Source organism: Sulfitobacter sp. 1A10359, assembly GCF_043558145.1.
GTDB lineage: Bacteria > Pseudomonadota > Alphaproteobacteria > Rhodobacterales > Rhodobacteraceae > Sulfitobacter > Sulfitobacter faviae.
Map to the genome: position 1 here is coordinate 67,457 of NZ_JBIFGB010000008.1, position 18,829 is coordinate 86,285.

Genomic DNA, 18,829 nt, shown 5'->3' on the forward strand with positions numbered 1-18,829 from the left:
TACATATTATTGGTTTTTCGCCTTGTCTTTTGCGGCGATTTGCGCTGCACTCGGGCGGACCCGCACGTGGAAAACAAAAGAGCTGGAGATTGATATGAGCACTACACCCCTGGCCGGCCTGAAAATTCTCAGCCTTGCCGAACAGTTTCCCGGTCCCTATGCCACAATGCTGTTGTCCGACATGGGAGCCGAGGTGATCATGATCGAACGACCGGGTGTCGGCGATCCGGCCCGGCAATTTCCGCCCTTGTTCCGGGCACTGAACCGAGGCAAGCGCAGCGTTGCGTTGGATCTGAAATCGGCCGAGGGGCTGGCACGGTTTCGCGAACTGGCCAAGGAATCGGATGTCATCGTCGAAGGGTTCCGCCCTGGCAAGCTTGCGGCCTTGGGTGCCGGTTTCGAGGACATGCGTCGTGTCAACTCGCGGCTGGTTTATGTATCGATTTCGGGTTACGGGCAGGACGGCCCCTATCGTGACAGGGCTGGCCATGACCTGAGCTATGAAGGGGTTGGCGGTTTGCTGGCCGATCAGGCCGATGCAAAGCAGCCCGGCCCTGTGCCGCCGATCCCCCTTGCGGATGTTGGCGCGGCGTTGTTCGCGGCGATCGCAATCCTGTCGGCGGTGGTGTCGAGCCAGCGCACAGGGCAGGGGCGTTACGTGGACGTGTCCATGTCGGATGCGGTGGTTTCGATGTTGACCGCATTCCTCGTTCCCGCCGCCAATGGAACACCGCTGGGCGAATTTATCGCCGAGCCGGGCTATGGCGTGTTCACCTGCAAAGACGGCAAGCTCTTGACCTTGTCCATCGCGCATGAGGACTGGTTCTGGAAACCGTTCTGCGATGTGATCAACAGGGCGGATCTTGCGCCGTTGACAGGCCGCGACCGTGTCGCCCGCAAGGCCGCGCTGCGCGAAGAAATCGCGGCGATTTTGGTCAACAAGACGCGCGCCGAATGGGGCGACCTTCTGGATAAGGCGGGGGTGCCATGGGGTCCGGTCAATTCCCTGGTCGAAACGTTGGACGACCCCCATGTGCGTGCGCGCCAGCTGCTGCGCAAGATTACGCATGACGGCGGCAAGGCCGAGACTTTTATTGTCCAGCCGTTGAAATTCGATGGTTTCGAAACCGCGATACCGGATCTGCCCCCCGAGCTCGGGGCAGATAATGACAGCGTTTTTTCGGACAGCTCCAACTAGAGGCGGCAGCCGTCCGATGGCGGCTCTAGCAGGCAAAAGAATACCCGCCATTCACCGGATAGGTTTGACCGGTGATCCAGCTGGCAGCATCCGAGCAGAGGAACAGGATCATTCCGGCGGGGTCTTCCGGCTCGCCCAGACGGCGGATCACGTACTGCGACAATGCCCGCTTCTCGGTCTCTGCATCCGGGATCAGGTCGGCGACAGCCGGAGTTCTTGTGCCCCCCAAGGCGACGCAATTCGCGGTGATCCCGAACCGGCCGCCGGCCTTTGCAATTGCCCGCATGAAGCCGGCCGCACCGGCCTTGGCCCCGGAATAAACCGCCAGATGCGGTTCACCGACACGGCCGGCGTCGGAAATGACGGTCACAATGCGCCCATAGCCACTGTTAACCATCAACGGCATGGCGTGACGGGTGCAGTTCAGCACCCCATCGAAATTGGTGGCCATCCAGCGGCGCCATTCGTCGGGATCGGATTCCCAAAAAGGGACCAGATCGTCGAGCCGCGATGTCGGCCCGGCGTTGCCCGCATTGTTGACCAGAATATCCACGCCGCCAAATGTGGTCTGCGTTTCGGCAAACGCCGCGCCAACCGCGTCGAAATCCGAGACGTCGAAGGCGAGTGGCAGAGCCTTTGCACCCGCTGCCTCCACTTCCGCGGCAACGCTTTCGGCCCGTTCGGCGTGAAAATCGTTGACAACGATGGCACCGGCTCCGTGTTCCGCCAGATAAAGCGCGGCTTGCCGACCAACGCCTTGCCCCGCTCCGGTTACAAATGCGGTACGACCTTTGATGGAAAGCAGGTTACTCATCTTCGTTCCTTTCTATCCCAGCCATCTCTTCCGGCGGCGATAGTGTTTGATATCTCGATAGCTTTTGCGCTCGCCCGATGCGGTGACGCCGAGATAGAATTCCTTGATGTCCTCGTTGTCAGCAAGCTTGTCGGCAGGGCCGTCCATCACGATCCGGCCGTTCTCCATCACATAGGCATAGTCGGCGATCGATAGCGCCGCGGCGCTGTTTTGTTCGACCAGGAAGAAGGTCGTGCCTTCTGACTTGAGCTGCTTGAGCACTTCATAAACATCCCGGATCATCATCGGGGCCAATCCCAACGACGGTTCGTCGATCGCGATGATCTTGGGGCTGGCCATCATGGCCCGGCCGATCAGCAGCAGTTGTTGTTCGCCACCAGACATGAAGCCAGAGGTGCGGTTGCGCAGGTCCGCAAGCCGGGGCATCAAGGTGTAAACATGGTCCAGGCGCTTTTTCAGCTCGGCGGAGTTGGGCACCATGTGCCCGCCGACGATCAGGTTTTGCTCTGACGTCAGATGCCGCAAAACGCGCCGCCCTTCCATCACATGGATGAGACCGTTCTTCACGACTTCCGAGGCTTCCATGTTCTGAATGGGAGTTCCGTCCAGAACGATGGACCCCGCCGAAACGGTTCCATCCTCGGATTTGAGCGTTCCCGAGATGGCTTTAAGCGTCGTGCTTTTTCCTGCGCCATTGCCACCGAGCAGAGCAACACATTGTCCCGCACGGACTGTCATGGACACGCCTTTGAGCGCCAGGATGACGTCGGAATATGTCACCTCTACGTTGTTGAGTTCCAGCATGGTCATATTGCCCGGGGCTAAGGATCAGAACGGGCGCCGCGACTGCGGCGCCCGGATTAATTCACCATTTCTCAACTTGCGGAACGTCGACACCCGTTGCCGCGATGGTGATTTTCCCATCTTTGACGGTGCCCACATTCACTTTGAGGCCTTCCAATGGGAACGGTGCTTCTGGCGTAAAGGACAAGGTCGGCAGGAACCCATGGGTTTCTTCGGTGGTGATCGGTTTGGCAAAAAGCGCCTCACGTACCATCTCTCCGGTCAGGCCCTCGGCGCCGTTCGCCTCGATCGCGTGATCGATCACGGTCACGGTATAGAGACCCTGAGATACGCCCATTGCGGTCACGACGTTCCAAGGTGCTTCGAGTCCGTAATCGGCAACCAATGTCTCGTAGAATTGTCGCGCGGGAGTGTCCTCATCGGCCGCAATCGCCATGCCGTAGGCTTCAAAGTCCCCCTCCATTTGCTCAAGCCCGCCAAGCGCGCCACCCGAGGCTGGAAGCCCGTTATGCGAACTCATCATGATCGGGATGTTCGCCCCGTTGGCCTGCAGCCCACGTTTCGCGGCAACCACGATAGAGGTGTTAGTTTGGATTACCAGCGCCTCGGCCCCGGCTCGTACAACGCGGCGCATTTGCCCCGTCAGATCGGTGGGTTGAACTTCGGTATAGATGACCTCGACGAGGTCGATCTCCTCGGGGTGCTCTTCGGCATAGAGTTCAAGGCCCTTTGCCATGTCGACATAGGCAGGCGATGCTTCGGAGGCGAGGATCGCAACCTTGAGCGGTTCGTCTCCTCCGCGCTGTTCACGCATCCAGTTCAGAAAGCCGACACTTTCGTGCGAATAGGTCGGGCGTGGGTTGAAAATCCAGGCATCCGGTTGCCAGGCAAAACCGTAGGCCGCTGTGGCCATGAACATCGGGATTTTGTCTTCCGGCAGGCGTTCGGAAAGGGCCGCGACGTCAGGCCCGCCGAGGCCGACAACCGCAATCGGGTCCAGTTCCGATTTGATCCCGGGCCAGAGACTTGCCACCTGTGCCGCGTCATAGCGGGTTTCGTAGTTTTTGTAGTTCAGCGTGACGCCAAGTTCCTTGCCGCGGGTTTCATTCCACCAGGTGAACACAGCTTCGCGTCCGCCTGCCAGGATGGGCATGATGTCAGCATAAGGGCCGGAAAAGTCCGACAGCAGGGCGAGATTATAGGTCTCTTCGGCCTGCGCCTTCAAAGGCATGGTCGCCGCGGCCGCCAAGGCAGCCGCTGCCAGTAAGCCGCGAAGACCTCGATTCGATTGGTAAGTCATATTCTTCCTCCCAGGTTTAGAGCCGCTCTATTTCTCAGTAAGGAAACGGCCAGATACGGTATGACGACTTCAGGATGTTCCAGCGGTGCATCAGCCCCTTGGGTTCGAGGATCATAAACAATGCGATCACGCCGCCAAGAACGACATTCATGCCAGCGAACACGATGTCACCGCCAAGGAATGATACCGAGTCGGCGATATTGGGGCCGACCGTCGCGATAATTTCCTGGATGATGCGGATAATGAAGACGCCGATCAGGGCCCCCACGATTGAACCCATCCCGCCGACGATGATCATCGCGACGAAGAAGATCGAGTGAAACAGGGTGAACTGGTCTACCCCCACGAAGCGGATCAGATAGGCCCAAAGCGCCCCGCCGACGCCCGCATAGAAAGCGCCGATCAGGAAGGCATTTGCCTTTGTGGCCGCGACATTGATCCCCATTATACCCGCGGCCACGTCATCATCCCTGACCGCCACGAAGGCACGGCCGAAGCGTGACCGAACGATCCCGAACGCGCCCGCCACCATGATCGCGGTCACGGCGAAATTCAGATAGAACTGCGAAGATTCGCTGACAAATCGCAGCCCGAAAAGCTCGGCCGGGGGCACGGTGATACCGTTCGACCCACCCAGCCAGGTTGACGGCAGGTTCAATACGGCAAAGTGGAACAGGAACTGAGCTGCAATCGTGGTCAGTGCCAGATAGAACCCCTTGATCCGCGCCGCGGTCAAGCCAAAGAGAAAGCCGAACAGCGCAGCCGAGAGCCCGGCCAGAGGAATGGTCAGCAGAAACGTAAGGCCGGTCTTCGAGGCCAGTATCGAGGCCGTATAGGCGCCGACCCCCATGAACGCCGCCTGACCCAGGTTGATCTGGCCCGCATAGCCGGTGCAGATCTGAAGCCCGACGGCGATGACGGCGCTGATCATCATCATATTCAGGATAGCGATGATACGGCTGCTCACCAGGTAAGGCGCCAACAGCAGTAGAGCCATGAATACGACGAGGGCCAGAAACTGCCAGCGCGTTCGGATCAAACGTCTGTCACTGCGATAGCTTGTCGGGAATACGCCAGAAGGATCCATGGATTACACCCGTTCGATTGTGCGCCAGCCGAACAGGCCGGTCGGCCGGATCAGCAGAATGGCAAGCATTATGATATATGGAACGACACTGCCGAGCGAGCCACCGATCAACGGATCAAGGTAGTTGGTGGTCAAGCTCTGCGCGATGCCGATGATTATTCCTGCCAAGATAAGCCCGCCGATGGATTCCAGCCCGGCAAAGAGCGCCACCGGCAGGGCCGCGAACCCGATATCCGAGGCCAGGAAGGTCAGCGATTTGCCGCTGAGAAAGATCATCGCACCAATTGTGGACAGGATTGCCCCGAGAACCCAGGCAACGGCAATCGAGCCTTTCACCGAAATGCCCATCGAGGAAGCTACGACGTGGTCCTCCGCCACAGCGGTCATACGGAGGCCGGACCGGGTCCGGTTGAAGAACCACGACAGGCCGACGGCCGCGACAATGGTGATGATCCCACCTATCAGGAGGTTCATCGGGATCAACATATCGCCGAGGAACAAGGGTTTCAGCGGAAAAATGATCGGGAAGGGTCTTACCGCGGGACCGAACACAAGCAGCACCAAACCGCGCAGCAGGATCAAAAGGCCGACGGTGACCATGACCATCGAGAAAACCGATTCACCGATCAGCTTTGTCAGGAAAATCCGTTCGATTGCGTACCCGACCAGCCCGGCCAGAACCAGCGAAAGGGGTATCGACAACCAAAGGCTAAGCCCCGCTTGCATCGTTGTGAACCAGACGATGAACCCGCCGATGATCACAAGCTCGCCCTGCGCGAAGTTGAACACCTTGCTGGCGCGGTAAATCACAACAAAGCCCATGGCCACCAGCGAATACAGAAGGCCGATCAAAGCCCCGGTAATGATGTCATTGATGAAATAGACCATTGTCGCCGACCTCCTTTAAGATTTGGACTGCCGCTTGGCAGCCTTCGATGCGTTTTCAACATCCGACACGCGAACCGTGGTCTTGAGAACGCCTTGACGGCCGTCCTGATAGGTCACAGCGATTTCGAGATCTGTCTCGTCATCGCCAGCATAGATCGCCTCGACGAGCTTGGCATACCGTTCCTCCAGAAAGGCCCGGCGAAGCTTTCGGCTGCGGGTCAACTCGCCTTCATCCGGGTCGAGTTCCTTGGGAAAATTCGCAAAACGTGCCACGCGCGAGCCTTCGGGCAGGAGCGCATTGATGCGCGCCACTTCGCCTTTGATAAGGTCCAGAACTTCGGGTTTCTGCGAGAGATCGGTGTAGGTCGAAAAGCTGATCTTGTTCTCTTCCGCCCAACGCCCGAGAACTTCCATATCGATATTGATAAGCGCGCTGACGAAGCTCCGGGTTTCGTCGCCCAAGGTCATGAGATCCTTGATGAAGGGGCTATACCGCAACCGCGTTTCGATGAATTGCGGCGGATAGCTGTGCCCATTTGCCAGGCGGCGCATATCCTTGACACGGTCAAAGAACAAAAGCTCGCCGTCGTCGGTCATCGACACCGCGTCACCGGTCTTGTACCAACCGTCTTCGGTCAATTCCTCTGCGGTCTTTTCGGGCTTGCCGTGATAGCCACCGAAGCCCGATCCGCCACGCACCTGAAGCTCCCCTTCGTCCGAGACCCTGTATTCCAGCGGTTCGCCGTAGTTCGTGTTGCTTTGCATCCAGCTGCCGCTGGTTTCCAGCTGATAGCTTTCGCCGACATGCGCGGTCAGAAGGCCGATTTCGGTCGCGCCATACACGTTGCGCAGCTTAACCCCCATCGCGTGGAACATACGAAAGACGTCAGGTGCCATCAGGGCGCCGCCGCTCATTGCGTTTTTGGCCTTACCAAGGCCAAGATTGTCGCGCAGGTGATGCAGCACCAGAGCTTCGGCAAAGGGAAGCTGCAGGCGTGCGGCAAGGCTGGGGCTACGCCCCTCCAGCCGTTCCACATAAACGTCGTGGCCGACCTTCATGCCCCAGTTGTACATCGCATTGCGGATTTTGCCCGCCCCCAGCATCCGGGCCTGAACGATGGAGGCGAGATTTTCCCACTGGCGCGGGCTGAACACCAGTGCGTCGACCGCCAGTTCGCGAATGTTGGTCAGTACGTCTTCAGGGCCTTCGGGGAAATTGACGACCATGGGCGCGATCAAACCGATCGACAGGCCGAAAATCTGTTCCGTGACCCAGGCCGGCGAAATGTAGGTCAGGTATTCGGTGCCCGGCGCGATTTCGATTGCCCCCATCACCCGCGAGCAATTGTCGAACAGGTAGCGATGGCTGATGACAACGCCCTTGGGTTTTCCCGTGGTACCCGAGGTATAGGACAGCAAGGCGGTATCGTCCGCCCGTCCACGTTTTACGTGTTCTTCAAATCTGGCGGGTTCCTTGGCGTGGATCTGACGCCCTGCCGCGCTCACACTTTCAAACGAATGCAACAGGGGATGATCATAGCCCCACAGACCGGAATCGTCCCAGTAAACGACCGCCAGGGCGCCCGAGTACTTGCCCGCAATCTCGATGCATTTATCGACCTGCTCCTGATCCTGCGCCAGAAAAATCCGCGTTTGCGAGTCTTCGGCCAGATACAGAATCTCTTCAGCGTTTTGATCCGGATAGACAGACAGGACTTTGCCGCCTAACGACTGGACGGCGTATTCAGCCCAGAAATGTTCGGGTTCGTTTTCGCCAATCATCATGACGGATTCGCCAGCCGACAAGCCCAGGTTCTCCAACCCGAGAGCCAGGGCGCGAACCCTGTCAAGAACATCGGCCCAGGTGAATTCACGCCAGATGCCCAGGCGCTTGTGCCGTTCGGCGAGGTTGGTCGGTGTGGATGTCGCTCGCGCGAGCAAAACCTGCGGCAGGGTTTCGCTATGTGTCACTGCTGGGTCCGAAAAGACCATTGCTGTCCGTTGTTTGACCATGCCGCTACCCCAGATATGCCTTTATGACAGCCGGGTCCTTCTGGATTTCTTCCGGGGTGCCTTCGGCGATGACCCGCCCGAAATCCAGCACCACGATCCGGTCGGCAAGGTCCATCACGACGCCCATGTCGTGCTCCACCAGAACTACCGGAATCTTGCGCGCCTCGCGCACATCGAGAATGAAGCGCGCCAGGTCTTCTTTTTCCTCCGAGTTCATGCCGGCCATCGGTTCATCCATCAGCAGGATCGACGGTTCCTGCGCCAATGCACGGCCCAGATCGACACGCTTGCGCAACCCATACCCCAACGTGCCCACGGGCCGGTTGCGGATTGCCTCGATCTCGAGAAAATCGATGATCTCCTCTGCGGCTTCACGATGTTCCGATTCCTCGCGCATCACGGGACCGAACTGGAAAAAGGCCTGGACTACATTCGATTTCATCAGCATGTGGCGGCCGATCATAATGTTTTCCACCACCGTCTGCCCGGCAAAAAGATGGGTGCCCTGAAACGTCCGCGCCAGACCGCGCCGGGCGATCTGGTCAACACGCAGGCCGGTCACGTCCTGCCCGGACAATTCGACACGGCCCTTCTGCGGACGGTAGAAGCCCGCAGTCACGTTCAGAAGTGATGTTTTTCCGGCTCCGTTCGGTCCGATAATTGCAAGCAATTCATCGTCGGCCACAGAAATGCTCACATCGTCGAGCGCGGTCACACCGCCAAATTTCAAAGTTGCACCACGCACCGCAAGCGGTGAGGATACGTGCCCGTTATTCGTGGTCATGTTGCGGCCCGTGCTTTTGCCCCACACCTCATGGAGGCGCGCATAGCCTGACCGCACGGTTTTTCGTTGGTTACGAGTTTTCCTCGCATTGTTCCTCCTCCCACCTCTAAATTCAGAGGTTTGCCTGGTTTATTTACCAAGTTTCTCCGCCATTCCTAACAGATGTTAGAAAATTTGGTCAACAATTGAATTCGCTACCGAAGAAAAACGATCAGACAGCCGCGTACTCTGCGGAAAAGCTTCGAAGACCGTTTTGATCCTGACACCAGACTGTCCCGGAGGTGCCGGTCTCTTCATTGTGCAGTTGCAATTCGCAGGGCAGGGTGAGTGGCGCGAGTCCGCGAAAAGAAAACCGGTGAGGCGATGTTTTCAACGCATCCGCCGCCAGATTCAGAAGTAGCGTGGCTTGCAAGGGGCCATGGACAACAAGCCCGGAATAGGCTTCGGTTTCGGTGGCGTAGATGTGGTCATAGTGAATGCGATGGGCATTGAACGTCAGCGCCGAATAGCTAAACAGCAGAACAGGATCCGGTGTCAGGGTCGATCTGAGCGTGGTGGGGTCACCCGCGTCAGGTGCGCTCTCGCCCGTGCGGGGGGCGGAAATCTCACGATAAACGATCGTTTGCTGCTCCCGGATACAAAGCCGGTTGCCACTCAGATACTCATGTTCGACGGTCACAAAGACCAATGGTCCACTACGGCCCTGCTTGGCCACAATATCCCTGATCGAAGAGCGTCGGGTGATGGTTTCGCCGATTTTCAGCGGCGCGATATGCGTAACATCGCCGCCAGCCCACATGCGGGCGGGCAGCGGAACAGGGGGCAGAAATCCACCCCTCGCGGCATGGCCGTCTTCTGACAGGGCGGTCGCTGGCACGGTATCAAGGGCAAGGCACCAATGAATTCCCAGCGGGACATCGCCCGCTCCATCCCAAAGATGCGGACCGAGCGTGGCGCGGAATTTGTCGATCAGCCCGTGCGTCAGAACATCTTCCTTAGTCTCGGTGCGTCCCAGCCAGGGCGCCAGCGCGTCAAGGTCGATCTCACCCATAATCCTAGCCTTCAGAACGATCTTGGCATGCCGAGGATATGTTCTCCGACATATGACAGGATCAGGTTGGTCGAGATCGGGGCGACCTGATAGAGGCGCGCCTCGCGGAACTTGCGCTCGACATCGTATTCCCGTGCGAAACCGAAGCCGCCATGGGTCTGAATGCAGGCATTGGCCGCTTCCCAGCTGGCCTCCGAAGCCAGCAGCTTAGCCATATTCGCCTGTGCTCCGCAATCCAGCCCAGCATCGAACCGCCTGCAGGCTTCAAAGCGCATCAGATTGGCGGCCTCGATGTTCACATAAGACCTGGCGATAGGGAATTGCACGCCTTGGTTCTGGCCGATGGGACGGTCAAAGACCACGCGGTCACCGGCATAGGCGCGGGCTTTGTCGACGAACCAGTATCCATCACCGATACATTCCGCCGCAATCAGGGTCCGTTCGGCGTTCAACCCGTCAAGAATATGGTAAAACCCGCGCCCCTCGGTGCCGATCAGGTTCTCGGCGGGGATTTCCAGGTTGTCGAAAAACACTTCATTGGTTTCGTGGCCGGGCATATTGGCGATGGGGCGGACCTCCATCCCGTTGCCGATAGCCTCTTTCAGATCGACCATAAAGATCGACAGGCCCTGCGACTTTTTCTTGACCTCGCTCAGCGGCGTGGTGCGTGCCAGCAGGATCATCAGGTCGGAATGCTGGATACGGCTGATCCAGACCTTCTGGCCATTGATCTCATACCGGTCACCTTTCTTGACCGCGGTGGTCTTCAGTTTGGTGGTGTCGGTCCCGGTTGTCGGTTCGGTCACGGCCATGGATTGCAGGCGCAACGCGCCGCTGGCGATGCCGGGCAGGTATTTCTGCTTTTGCTCATCCGAACCATGCCGCAGCAGCGTGCCCATGTTATACATCTGCCCGTGGCAATGGCCCGCGTTTCCGCCGCAGCGGTTCACCTCCTCCATGATGATCGAGGCTTCGGTCAACCCCAGACCCGAGCCACCGTATTCCTCTGGGATCATCGCGGCAAGCCAGCCCTCGCGGGTCAGCGCATCGACGAATTCCTCGGGGTAGGTTTCGTCTTCGCCGAACTTGCGATGATACTCTGGCGGAAACTGCGCGCAAAGTGCGCGCAAGGCGTCGCGCAGATCGGTGTGAGTGTCTGGGGCTGACGTCTGCATCGGTTACTTCGCTCCCGGACCCGACGTTTCAAGAATTTCCTGCTCGGCACGCTGCCAAAGCTCATAGGAAATCGGGTTTTCGCTCTCTTCGAGGATATGACCGACCAGACCGATGGCGCGTGCCATGACGCCAAAGCCCCGCACGATCTTCCAGGGGAAGCCAAATTCACAGCAGATCGCTCCGATCGCCCCGGTGGCGTTGATCGGCAGCATCTTACCCGATTTTTCTTCGGCAACGGCCTGAATTTTCTGGATCAACTCGATGTATTCACCGGACTTGCCGTTCTCGGCAGCGATCTGGAACAGGCGAGGTGTGCGCGGATCGACCGGCTTGTGCACCGGATGGCCCAGCCCCGGCACGATCATCTTGCGGGCGCGGAATTTTTCCACCGTCTCGACGGCCAGCGCATCCAGATCGACACCGGTGCCCAACTTGTCCTGTGGCAGTGCCTCGTAAAGCATCTTCGAGGCACCCTCCATAGAACCGACAAAGACGGTGCCCAGCCCGCACAAGCCAGCCGCCACAGCCGCCTGAAGCGATTCCGGCGCCCCCATATAGGTCATCCGCGCCGCCAGGGCCGAGGGCGTGATACCATGTTCGACCAAGGTAATGACGATAGCGTTAAAGACGCGGCTTTCCTCGGGCGTGGCCTTGCGACCCGTCAACTGCAGAAACGCCAGATCGCCGAGGTTCATGTGGCCCAGGATCTCGTTGGGCAGATCGAGCCCACGCACGCTGATCTTGTCAGAGGTGCTCCAGGCAATGTCGGAGCTGATTTTTTCTTTGCGTTTTCCCATCAAACCGGATCCCACGAAAAGACATCCGCCGAAACTTCGAGCGGCGTGAACTGTGATTTGAGCGCGGGAATGGCGCGCTCGGCGATTTCATCGGCGGTCCAGCCATCATCGGAATGAACCGACCGCACCGGGCGGGGCTGGTTGAACAGGAAGATCTCGTTCTTGCGAACCGCAAAGATTTGTCCTGACACGTCAGCCGCGCGGTCGCTCATCAGGAAACAGGCCATCGGTGCAACCTTGGCCGGTGTCATCTCCTTGATCTTTTCGACCCGTGCCACCTGTTCCGGGGTGTCTGTCTTGATAGACGAGATCATCCGGCTCCAGGCGAAGGGCGCGATGCAGTTTGACCGCACGTTCCAGCGTTTCAGGTCGAGCGCTACCGATTTCGAGAAGGCCGCGATGCCCAGCTTTGCCGCCGAATAATTCGCCTGCGCCAGATTGCCGATCAGCCCCGAGGTCGAGGTCATGTGCACCAGAGCACCGCCCTCTTGCTCGCGGAAATAATCGGCCGCCGCGCGGCTGGTGTTGAAGGCGCCATAGAGATGGACCTTCACCACCGCGTCGAAATCCTCGTAGGTCATTTTGTGGAAGAACCCGTCGCGCAGGATGCCGGCGTTGTTCACCACCGCGTCGATGCGGCCGAATTCCTTGACACCCGCCTCGATCATCGCGCGCGCGGCGTCCGGATCGGTGACGTTGCCGCCATCGGCGATCGCATCGCCGCCCGCCGCCTTGATCTCTTCGACGACTTTCTGCGCCGCAGTTTCTGTCTGACCGGTGCCTTTCAGGGATGCGCCCAGATCATTGACCACCACGGCGGCGCCTTCTGCGGCTGCCATCAAGGCGATATCACGCCCGATCCCACCGCCGGCCCCGGTGACCAGAACGACCTTTCCGTCAAGTGCTTTTGTCATCTTCTTGCTCCCTCAGCGTGACTTGCGGTATTTGTCCAACCCGCCGGTGTGCATGACCCGGCCCATGAGCGGCACACCGATGATCTCTTCTGCTTTGACCGCCGCTGCGATCAGCTTGTCCAGATCAATGCCGGTTTCGATGCCGAGCTCGTGACACAGGAACACTGAATCCTCGGTGCAGACATTTCCTGCGGCGCGCGCGTGGCCGTGGCCCGCGAAAGGACAGCCGCCAAGACCGGCGACGGAGCTTTCGAACATGTCCACGCCCATCGACAGGGCCGCATAAACGTTGGCGATCCCCAGCCCACGTGTGTCATGGATGTGCATACCGATGCGCGCCTCGGGCGCCAATTCGCGCAGGGCGCCGATCATCCGTTTGACCGCCTCGGGGTTTCCCCAACCCATGGTGTCGGCGACCACGAGGATCGGCACGGGGATGTTCTCTTCTTCGCATAGCTGAAGGATAAAGCGGAAATCGTCCAAGATGCGTTCTTGGGGGATGGGGCCCTCGAGGTTGCAGCCGAAGGCGGTCATCACATAGGCCGCGTCGACGGTATATCCCTCTTCCTTGTAAAGACGGACCCAGTCACGTTGTTTTTCCCGCATCTCGGCCGAGGAACAATTGTTGTTCGATTGGGCGAATGCTTCGGAAGGATAGAACAGCAGACGCGGGTCGATATCGACCTCATGCGCGGTCAGGGCCTTGCGAAACCCTTTGTCGTTCAGCCACAGCGATGTGTAGTTCACGCCCGGTTTGCGCTTGATACGCTGGAACAACTCGCCGGTGTCCGCCATCTGAGGAACGTATTTCGGGCTGACAAAGCTGCCGACCTGAATGCGTTTCAAGCCGGTTTCGCTGAGCATGTCGATCAGTTCGATCCGCTCTTCGATCGGGTAAATCTTCTTTTCGATCTGAAAACCCTCACGCGGGCCTTCTTCACGAAATTCTACGAATTTGGGAAAGTCGCTCATTTCATCACTCCTCGGATGGCAGGATCTCGGCGATGACCTGGCCGCGATCGACCATGTCCCCATTCGAGACGGATATATTGCTGGCGATCCCGGCCGCGGCCGCCCGGATCGAGATTTCGAGTTTCATGGATTCCATGACCGCGACCACGTCGCCTTCGGCCACGCTCTGACCATCGGAGACCTTGATTTCGACAATCATGCCGGTCAGCGGAGAGGTCACGGCGCGATCCGCCGCGGCATTGTCGCCGGCAAAGGCAAGGGGCGCGGCGGGCCGAAATACCAGGCGGCCTTCGGGCGTATCCAGTTCGATCACGCCCGCGTGCAGGCGCGCGTCGATCAGATGGACGGTGTCGCCTTCGCCGACACGCCAACGGCCCGGGGTCAGTTCACGTGCCGACAGTATCAGCGCCTCGCCTTTCTCCGAATGGATGGTGTACTTGGCACCCGGTTTGACAGGACTGACGCGCAGTTCTTCGGATACCTCGTCAGAATCGGTAAGCGTCACGCGCTGCCCCGCTTCAATCGCATCGCCGCCCAGTCCAAGCCGCCAGCCGGTAAAGGCATCACGGTTGGTCCAGGGATTGGCGTTTGTGTCGCTGCGCGACTGGGTCACGAAGAGAATGGCAGCGGTCGCCTTCCACAGATCGGGGCGGGTCAGGCCGGGTGCCTGTGTCAGCTCATCCAGCCTGCCGTCGATCCAGCGGGTATGCACCTGCATCCGTTCGAATTCATGGTTTCGCGCCAGCGCCGTTAGAAAGGCGCGATTGGTCTCGACACCTTCGACCGCGACATGATCAAGCGCCGTGGCCAGACGTGCCAATGCGGTTTCCCGGTCGGGCGCGTGCACGATCAGCTTGGCGATCATCGGGTCGTAGTAGGGCGTGACGGCATCGCCTTCTTCGACGCCGCTGTCGATGCGCAGGCCCGATGGCAGGCTGAGCGTGGAGAGCGTGCCCGTCGACGGGGCGAATTGCATCGCCGGATCTTCGGCGTAAAGCCGCGCCTCGACCGCGTGGCCGTTGATCGTCAGATCGTCCTGCACCAGTCCAAGGCCCGCGCCTTCGGCAATCCGCAGGTGAAGCGCGACAAGGTCCAGCCCGGTGATCGCTTCGGTGACGGGATGTTCCACCTGAATGCGCGGGTTCACCTCAAGGAAGAAATACTCGCCACCCGCGACCAGAAATTCGACCGTGCCCAGCCCGCGATAGTCCAGCGTTTCGCCCAAGCGCACCGCGTCGCGTGCGATGTCGTCCAGAAGCGTTCGGGGCAGACCCCAGGCCGGGGCTTCCTCGATGACCTTCTGGTGGCGGCGCTGAAGCGTGCAATCGCGTTCGAACAGATGCACCACATGGCCTTTGCCGTCACCTGCGATCTGCACTTCAACATGGCGCGCCTCGGGCAGGAAACGCTCCAACAGCAGCCCTTCGGAGCCGAAGGTGGATTTTGCTTCGCGCAGCGCGCCTTCGATGTCCTCGACCAGCGTGGTTTCGTCAGTGACGAGCCGTTGTCCGCGCCCACCACCGCCGCCGACCGCCTTGAGCAGCACCGGCAGGCCCATTTGGCGCACCTCCTCGGCAATCTGCTCGGGATCGGACCGCGCACCTTCGGCGCCCGAAATCACCGGGACGCTGGCCGCCACGGCGGCCTCTTTGGCGCTGGCCTTGTCGCCGAAACGTTCAAGCGTTTCAGGCGTCGGCCCCATGAAGATCATGCCGGCGGCTTCGACCGAACGAGCAAAATCGGGGTTTTCGGCCAGAAAGCCATAACCGGGATGGATCGCATCCGCGCCCACTGATTGCGCAGCGGCAATCACCGCGTCGATTTTCAGATAGCTCTCGGATGCAGGTCCGGCGCCGATACAGACAGATTTGCCAATCTCGCGGACATGCAGGGCATTGGCGTCGGCCTGCGAATGCACGCCGACGGGAATGATACCGCTGGCCCGCGCAGTGCGCGCGATCCGGCAGGCAATTTCGCCGCGGTTGGCGATCAGAAGCGTCTTGATTTTCACGGTTCGCTCCTCACATCCTGAACACGCCGAATTTGGTATCGACCTTGGGTCTGCGCGATGTCACATCCAGCATCAGCGCCATGACATCACGGGTCTCACAGGGCTCGATCACGCTGTCGATCCAAAGGTTGGAAGCAAAATTATAGGCTCCCTGAAAATCTTCGTATTCCTTGCGGATCGGTGCCTTGAAGGCTTCCTCCTCCTCGGGGGTCCAGCTTTTGCCTTCGCGTTCGTTGATCTGCGCGCGGACCTGAGCCAGCACGCTGGCGGCCTGTTCCGGCCCCATGATCGCCGACCGTCCCGTCGGCCAGGCAAACATTGCGTCCGGCTGGAACGGGCGGCCCAGCATGGCCAGGTATCCCGCCCCATAGGAGCCGCCGGTGATAATGGTGAATTTCGGCACCCGGGCCGAAGACATGGCCGTGATCATCTTGGCGCCAGCCTTGGCAATGCCCATCTGCTCGACCTCGCGGCCCACCATGAAGCCGTTCACATCGGCCAGGAACAGCAGCGGAATATCACGCTGGACGCAGAGATTGATGAAATGCGTGGCCTTCAGTGCGGCTTCGACGAAAAGCACGCCTGTATTTGCGAGAATACCGACCTCGTGGCCGTGGATGCGGCCCCAGCCGGTCATGATCGTGTCGCCATAAAGCGGTTTGAATTCGTGAAAATCGCTCTCATCGACCAACCGAGCCACGATTTCGCGGTTGTCGGTCGGCACCTTGGGGTCGCGGCTGATGAGTCCATAAATCTCTTCGACCGGGTAGGCGGGCGCACGGGGCGTTTCGGGCGTCTTGCGGGGTTGGGGTTTTTCGCCAAGATGGCTGACAATTTCGCGCGTGATGGCCAGAGCGTGGGCGTCATCTTCGGCCAAATGGTCTGTCACACCGGAGACGGACGAATGCATCTTGCCGCCACCCAGTTCTTCGGCTTCGACCTTTTCGCCGGTTGCGGCAAAGGTCAATTCCGGTCCGCCTAGATACATAAAGCCCTGACCGCGCACGATCACCACTTCGTCACAGAGCGCGGGGATATAGGCACCACCCGCGGTGCAGGGCCCCATGACCACGGCGATTTGCGGCACACCATCGCCAGACATGCCGATCTGTTGGTGAAAGATGGAGCCGAACTGGCCTTCGTCGGGGAAAAGGTTGGCCTGGTCGGGCAGGAAGGCACCGCCGGAGTCCACGAGGGTGATGACGGGCAGGCGGTTTTTCCAGGCAATTTTCTGTGCCCGGACGTGTTTGCGGCAGGTGATCCCGAAATAGGTGCCGCCCTTTACGGTGGCATCATTGGCGATGATCATGCACTGACGGCCTTCGATCACGCCAATACCGGTGATGATGCCGGCGCCGGGTGGAACTCCCTTGTGCATATTCAGTCCGGCCAACTCGCCGAGTTCCAGAAATGGTGTGCCCGGGTCGATCAGTCGTTCGATCCGTTCGCGCGGCAGGATTTTGCCTTTGTCCACATGACGTTTGCGCGCCATTTCGGGGCCGCCGACGCGCTGTAAGAGCCGGAGGGCATGTAGTTCATCGACCTTTTCGCGGTAAGACACGTCGTTGGCGCGGAAGTCGTCCGACGCGGTGTCGAGAAGGGATTTCATTCTAGTCATGGCAGGTCTGGATATTTCCTGAGAACGAAGGCGACCTTGGCGGCGCCAGGTTTTTCGAAAGTGTCGGCCGCAACCAGGTGAACGTCGGCCTTGAAGACCAAGGATTCGCGCAGGCGCTGCTCGATTTTCTTTTTGAGGGTGACGTCATCGGCCGGATCGCGATTGGGGCCGCGTTCGACAATCACCGTCAGCGCGCCCTGCGTGGTGTGGCCCTCGAAATCGGCCACGATGCGCATGACGCCATTGGTGTCCGGCACCATTTCGGTAATGACGCTGTTGATCGCCGACGGGAAGACATTGGCCCCCCGGACGATCAGCATGTCGTCGGTCCGGCCGGTACAGCGGATCTTCGGCCCGGTGCGGCCGCAGGAGCATTCGGTATCGATCACTTCGATATAATCGCCTGACCGGAACCGCACGAGCGGGCTCGCCTGGCGGCCGAGCGCGGTATAGACCATCTCGCCCTCGGCACCTTTTTCCCAGGGGATGATTTCGCCGCTTTCGGGGTCGAGCAATTCGGTGATGATATAGTCCATGTTGACCATGTGCATACCCGACTGGGCGTCGCACTCGGCCCAGTATGTCACGCCCAGATCGGTGCCGCCCAGCATCTCGGTGCATTTCGCACCCCAGGCCTTTTCGATCTTTGCCCGAATTGCGGGAATGCCGCCGCCGGGTTCGCCGCCGACGATCACGCGCTCGATACCCAGTTCGCTGGCCTTGCATCCCAGCACCTCGGGAGCCTTTTCGGCCAGGTGCAGAACAAAGTTCGGAGCGCCGACCACGCAACGCGGCCGCGTGTCTGCGCAGGCGCGCAGCAGACGTTCTGCACCGCCATCCGCCCCCACCGGCACATCGATCGTGCCCATGTACTGCAATCCCTGCATCACCGGGATGCCGCCGACAAAGCCCTTGGCCAGCGAAAACGCGTGCAACACCATATCGCCCGGTCGCACCCCGTTGGCGAAGAAGCAGCGCGCCGTCATCTCGTGCCACATTTCGGCGTCGGATTCGGTCAGGGCCACATACGAGGGGCTGCCGGTGGTGCCCGACGAGGCCTGCATCTGGATGATGTCCGACATTGGTGCCGCGCGGTGCTTGCCGAAGGGCGGTTCCGCAGCAAGGCTTTCGCGGATCTCGGTCTTGTAGGTGTAAGGCAGCTTCTGCAGGTCTTCGATGCTGCGAATCTCGTCGAAATCGACACCGGCGTCGGCGAACTTTTCCTGATAGAAGGTCGAATTCGACTTGAGATAGGCCATCTGGTCACGCAGCCGCTCTTCCTGAATACGGCGCACCTCGTCGAGCGGCGTGCCCTCGATCGCGTGCCAGAAGCGATCATTTACCTTGTCGGCGGCATCCTCCCGCCGGAAGCGCATTCCAAATTGCATGTCGTTCTCCGTTC

General features: G+C 59.6%; 16 protein-coding genes. 1 reads left to right on the forward strand and 15 read right to left on the reverse strand.

Translation table 11 applies throughout. The annotated features are described in order from the left end of the window. Window positions 1–22: 22 nt before the first annotated feature. A complete protein-coding gene (locus tag ACGYK2_RS15430; protein WP_276155042.1) occupies window positions 23–1,198 on the forward strand; it encodes a CaiB/BaiF CoA-transferase family protein in 1,176 nt (391 codons plus the stop codon). A gap of 25 nt (window positions 1,199–1,223) precedes the next feature. On the opposite strand, the gene ACGYK2_RS15435 is transcribed toward ACGYK2_RS15430, so the two are convergent. From ACGYK2_RS15435 to ACGYK2_RS15505, 15 genes are all read right to left on the reverse strand, one after another. Next, window positions 1,224–2,012: an SDR family NAD(P)-dependent oxidoreductase gene (locus ACGYK2_RS15435; protein ID WP_043753691.1), complete on the reverse strand. Its 789-nt coding sequence runs from the start codon at window positions 2,010–2,012 to the stop codon at window positions 1,224–1,226. A 12-nt stretch (window positions 2,013–2,024) separates the two neighbouring features. Continuing rightward, a complete protein-coding gene (locus ACGYK2_RS15440; protein WP_028288589.1) occupies window positions 2,025–2,816 on the reverse strand; it encodes an ABC transporter ATP-binding protein in 792 nt (263 codons plus the stop codon). Window positions 2,817–2,877: 61 nt separating this feature from the next. After that, window positions 2,878–4,116 carry an ABC transporter substrate-binding protein gene (locus ACGYK2_RS15445; protein WP_051630972.1) on the reverse strand — a complete coding sequence of 413 codons (1,239 nt, stop codon included), beginning with the start codon at window positions 4,114–4,116 and terminating at the stop codon, window positions 2,878–2,880. 34 nt (window positions 4,117–4,150) lie between these two features. Then, window positions 4,151–5,203: a branched-chain amino acid ABC transporter permease gene (locus tag ACGYK2_RS15450; RefSeq protein ID WP_027264390.1), complete on the reverse strand. Its 1,053-nt coding sequence runs from the start codon at window positions 5,201–5,203 to the stop codon at window positions 4,151–4,153. Window positions 5,204–5,206: 3 nt separating this feature from the next. Then, on the reverse strand, window positions 5,207–6,091 hold the full coding sequence (locus ACGYK2_RS15455; protein ID WP_028288586.1) for a branched-chain amino acid ABC transporter permease: 885 nt from the start codon (window positions 6,089–6,091) through the stop codon (window positions 5,207–5,209). A 15-nt stretch (window positions 6,092–6,106) separates the two neighbouring features. Next, window positions 6,107–8,104 carry an AMP-binding protein gene (locus tag ACGYK2_RS15460; RefSeq protein ID WP_234163364.1) on the reverse strand — a complete coding sequence of 666 codons (1,998 nt, stop codon included), beginning with the start codon at window positions 8,102–8,104 and terminating at the stop codon, window positions 6,107–6,109. Window positions 8,105–8,108: 4 nt separating this feature from the next. Next, window positions 8,109–8,888, reverse strand: a complete 780-nt coding sequence (locus tag ACGYK2_RS15465; RefSeq protein ID WP_028288584.1) for an ABC transporter ATP-binding protein — start codon at window positions 8,886–8,888, stop codon at window positions 8,109–8,111. A 211-nt stretch (window positions 8,889–9,099) separates the two neighbouring features. After that, complete coding sequence (locus ACGYK2_RS15470; protein ID WP_152467124.1) at window positions 9,100–9,939, reverse strand: MaoC family dehydratase N-terminal domain-containing protein; 840 nt, start codon at window positions 9,937–9,939, stop codon at window positions 9,100–9,102. An 11-nt stretch (window positions 9,940–9,950) separates the two neighbouring features. Continuing rightward, entirely contained in the window at window positions 9,951–11,114 is a 1,164-nt protein-coding gene (locus tag ACGYK2_RS15475) for an acyl-CoA dehydrogenase family protein (protein WP_152467125.1), read from the reverse strand. 3 nt (window positions 11,115–11,117) lie between these two features. Next, window positions 11,118–11,912: a citryl-CoA lyase gene (locus tag ACGYK2_RS15480; protein WP_152467126.1), complete on the reverse strand. Its 795-nt coding sequence runs from the start codon at window positions 11,910–11,912 to the stop codon at window positions 11,118–11,120. Further along, the gene (locus tag ACGYK2_RS15485; protein ID WP_152467127.1) at window positions 11,912–12,826 is read right to left on the reverse strand and encodes an SDR family NAD(P)-dependent oxidoreductase; all 915 of its coding nucleotides are present in this window, start codon (window positions 12,824–12,826) and stop codon (window positions 11,912–11,914) included. The genes ACGYK2_RS15480 and ACGYK2_RS15485 overlap by 1 nt, the downstream gene beginning before the upstream one ends. 12 nt (window positions 12,827–12,838) lie before the next feature. Then, window positions 12,839–13,798: a hydroxymethylglutaryl-CoA lyase gene (locus tag ACGYK2_RS15490; RefSeq protein WP_152467128.1), complete on the reverse strand. Its 960-nt coding sequence runs from the start codon at window positions 13,796–13,798 to the stop codon at window positions 12,839–12,841. Window positions 13,799–13,802: 4 nt separating this feature from the next. Next, the gene (locus tag ACGYK2_RS15495) at window positions 13,803–15,809 is read right to left on the reverse strand and encodes a biotin carboxylase N-terminal domain-containing protein (protein ID WP_152467129.1); all 2,007 of its coding nucleotides are present in this window, start codon (window positions 15,807–15,809) and stop codon (window positions 13,803–13,805) included. 10 nt (window positions 15,810–15,819) lie between these two features. Then, entirely contained in the window at window positions 15,820–17,427 is a 1,608-nt protein-coding gene (locus ACGYK2_RS15500; RefSeq protein WP_152467130.1) for an acyl-CoA carboxylase subunit beta, read from the reverse strand. Beyond that, window positions 17,424–18,815 carry a phenylacetate--CoA ligase family protein gene (locus ACGYK2_RS15505; protein WP_136340197.1) on the reverse strand — a complete coding sequence of 464 codons (1,392 nt, stop codon included), beginning with the start codon at window positions 18,813–18,815 and terminating at the stop codon, window positions 17,424–17,426. The genes ACGYK2_RS15500 and ACGYK2_RS15505 overlap by 4 nt, the downstream gene beginning before the upstream one ends. Between the last annotated feature and the right edge of the window lie 14 nt (window positions 18,816–18,829).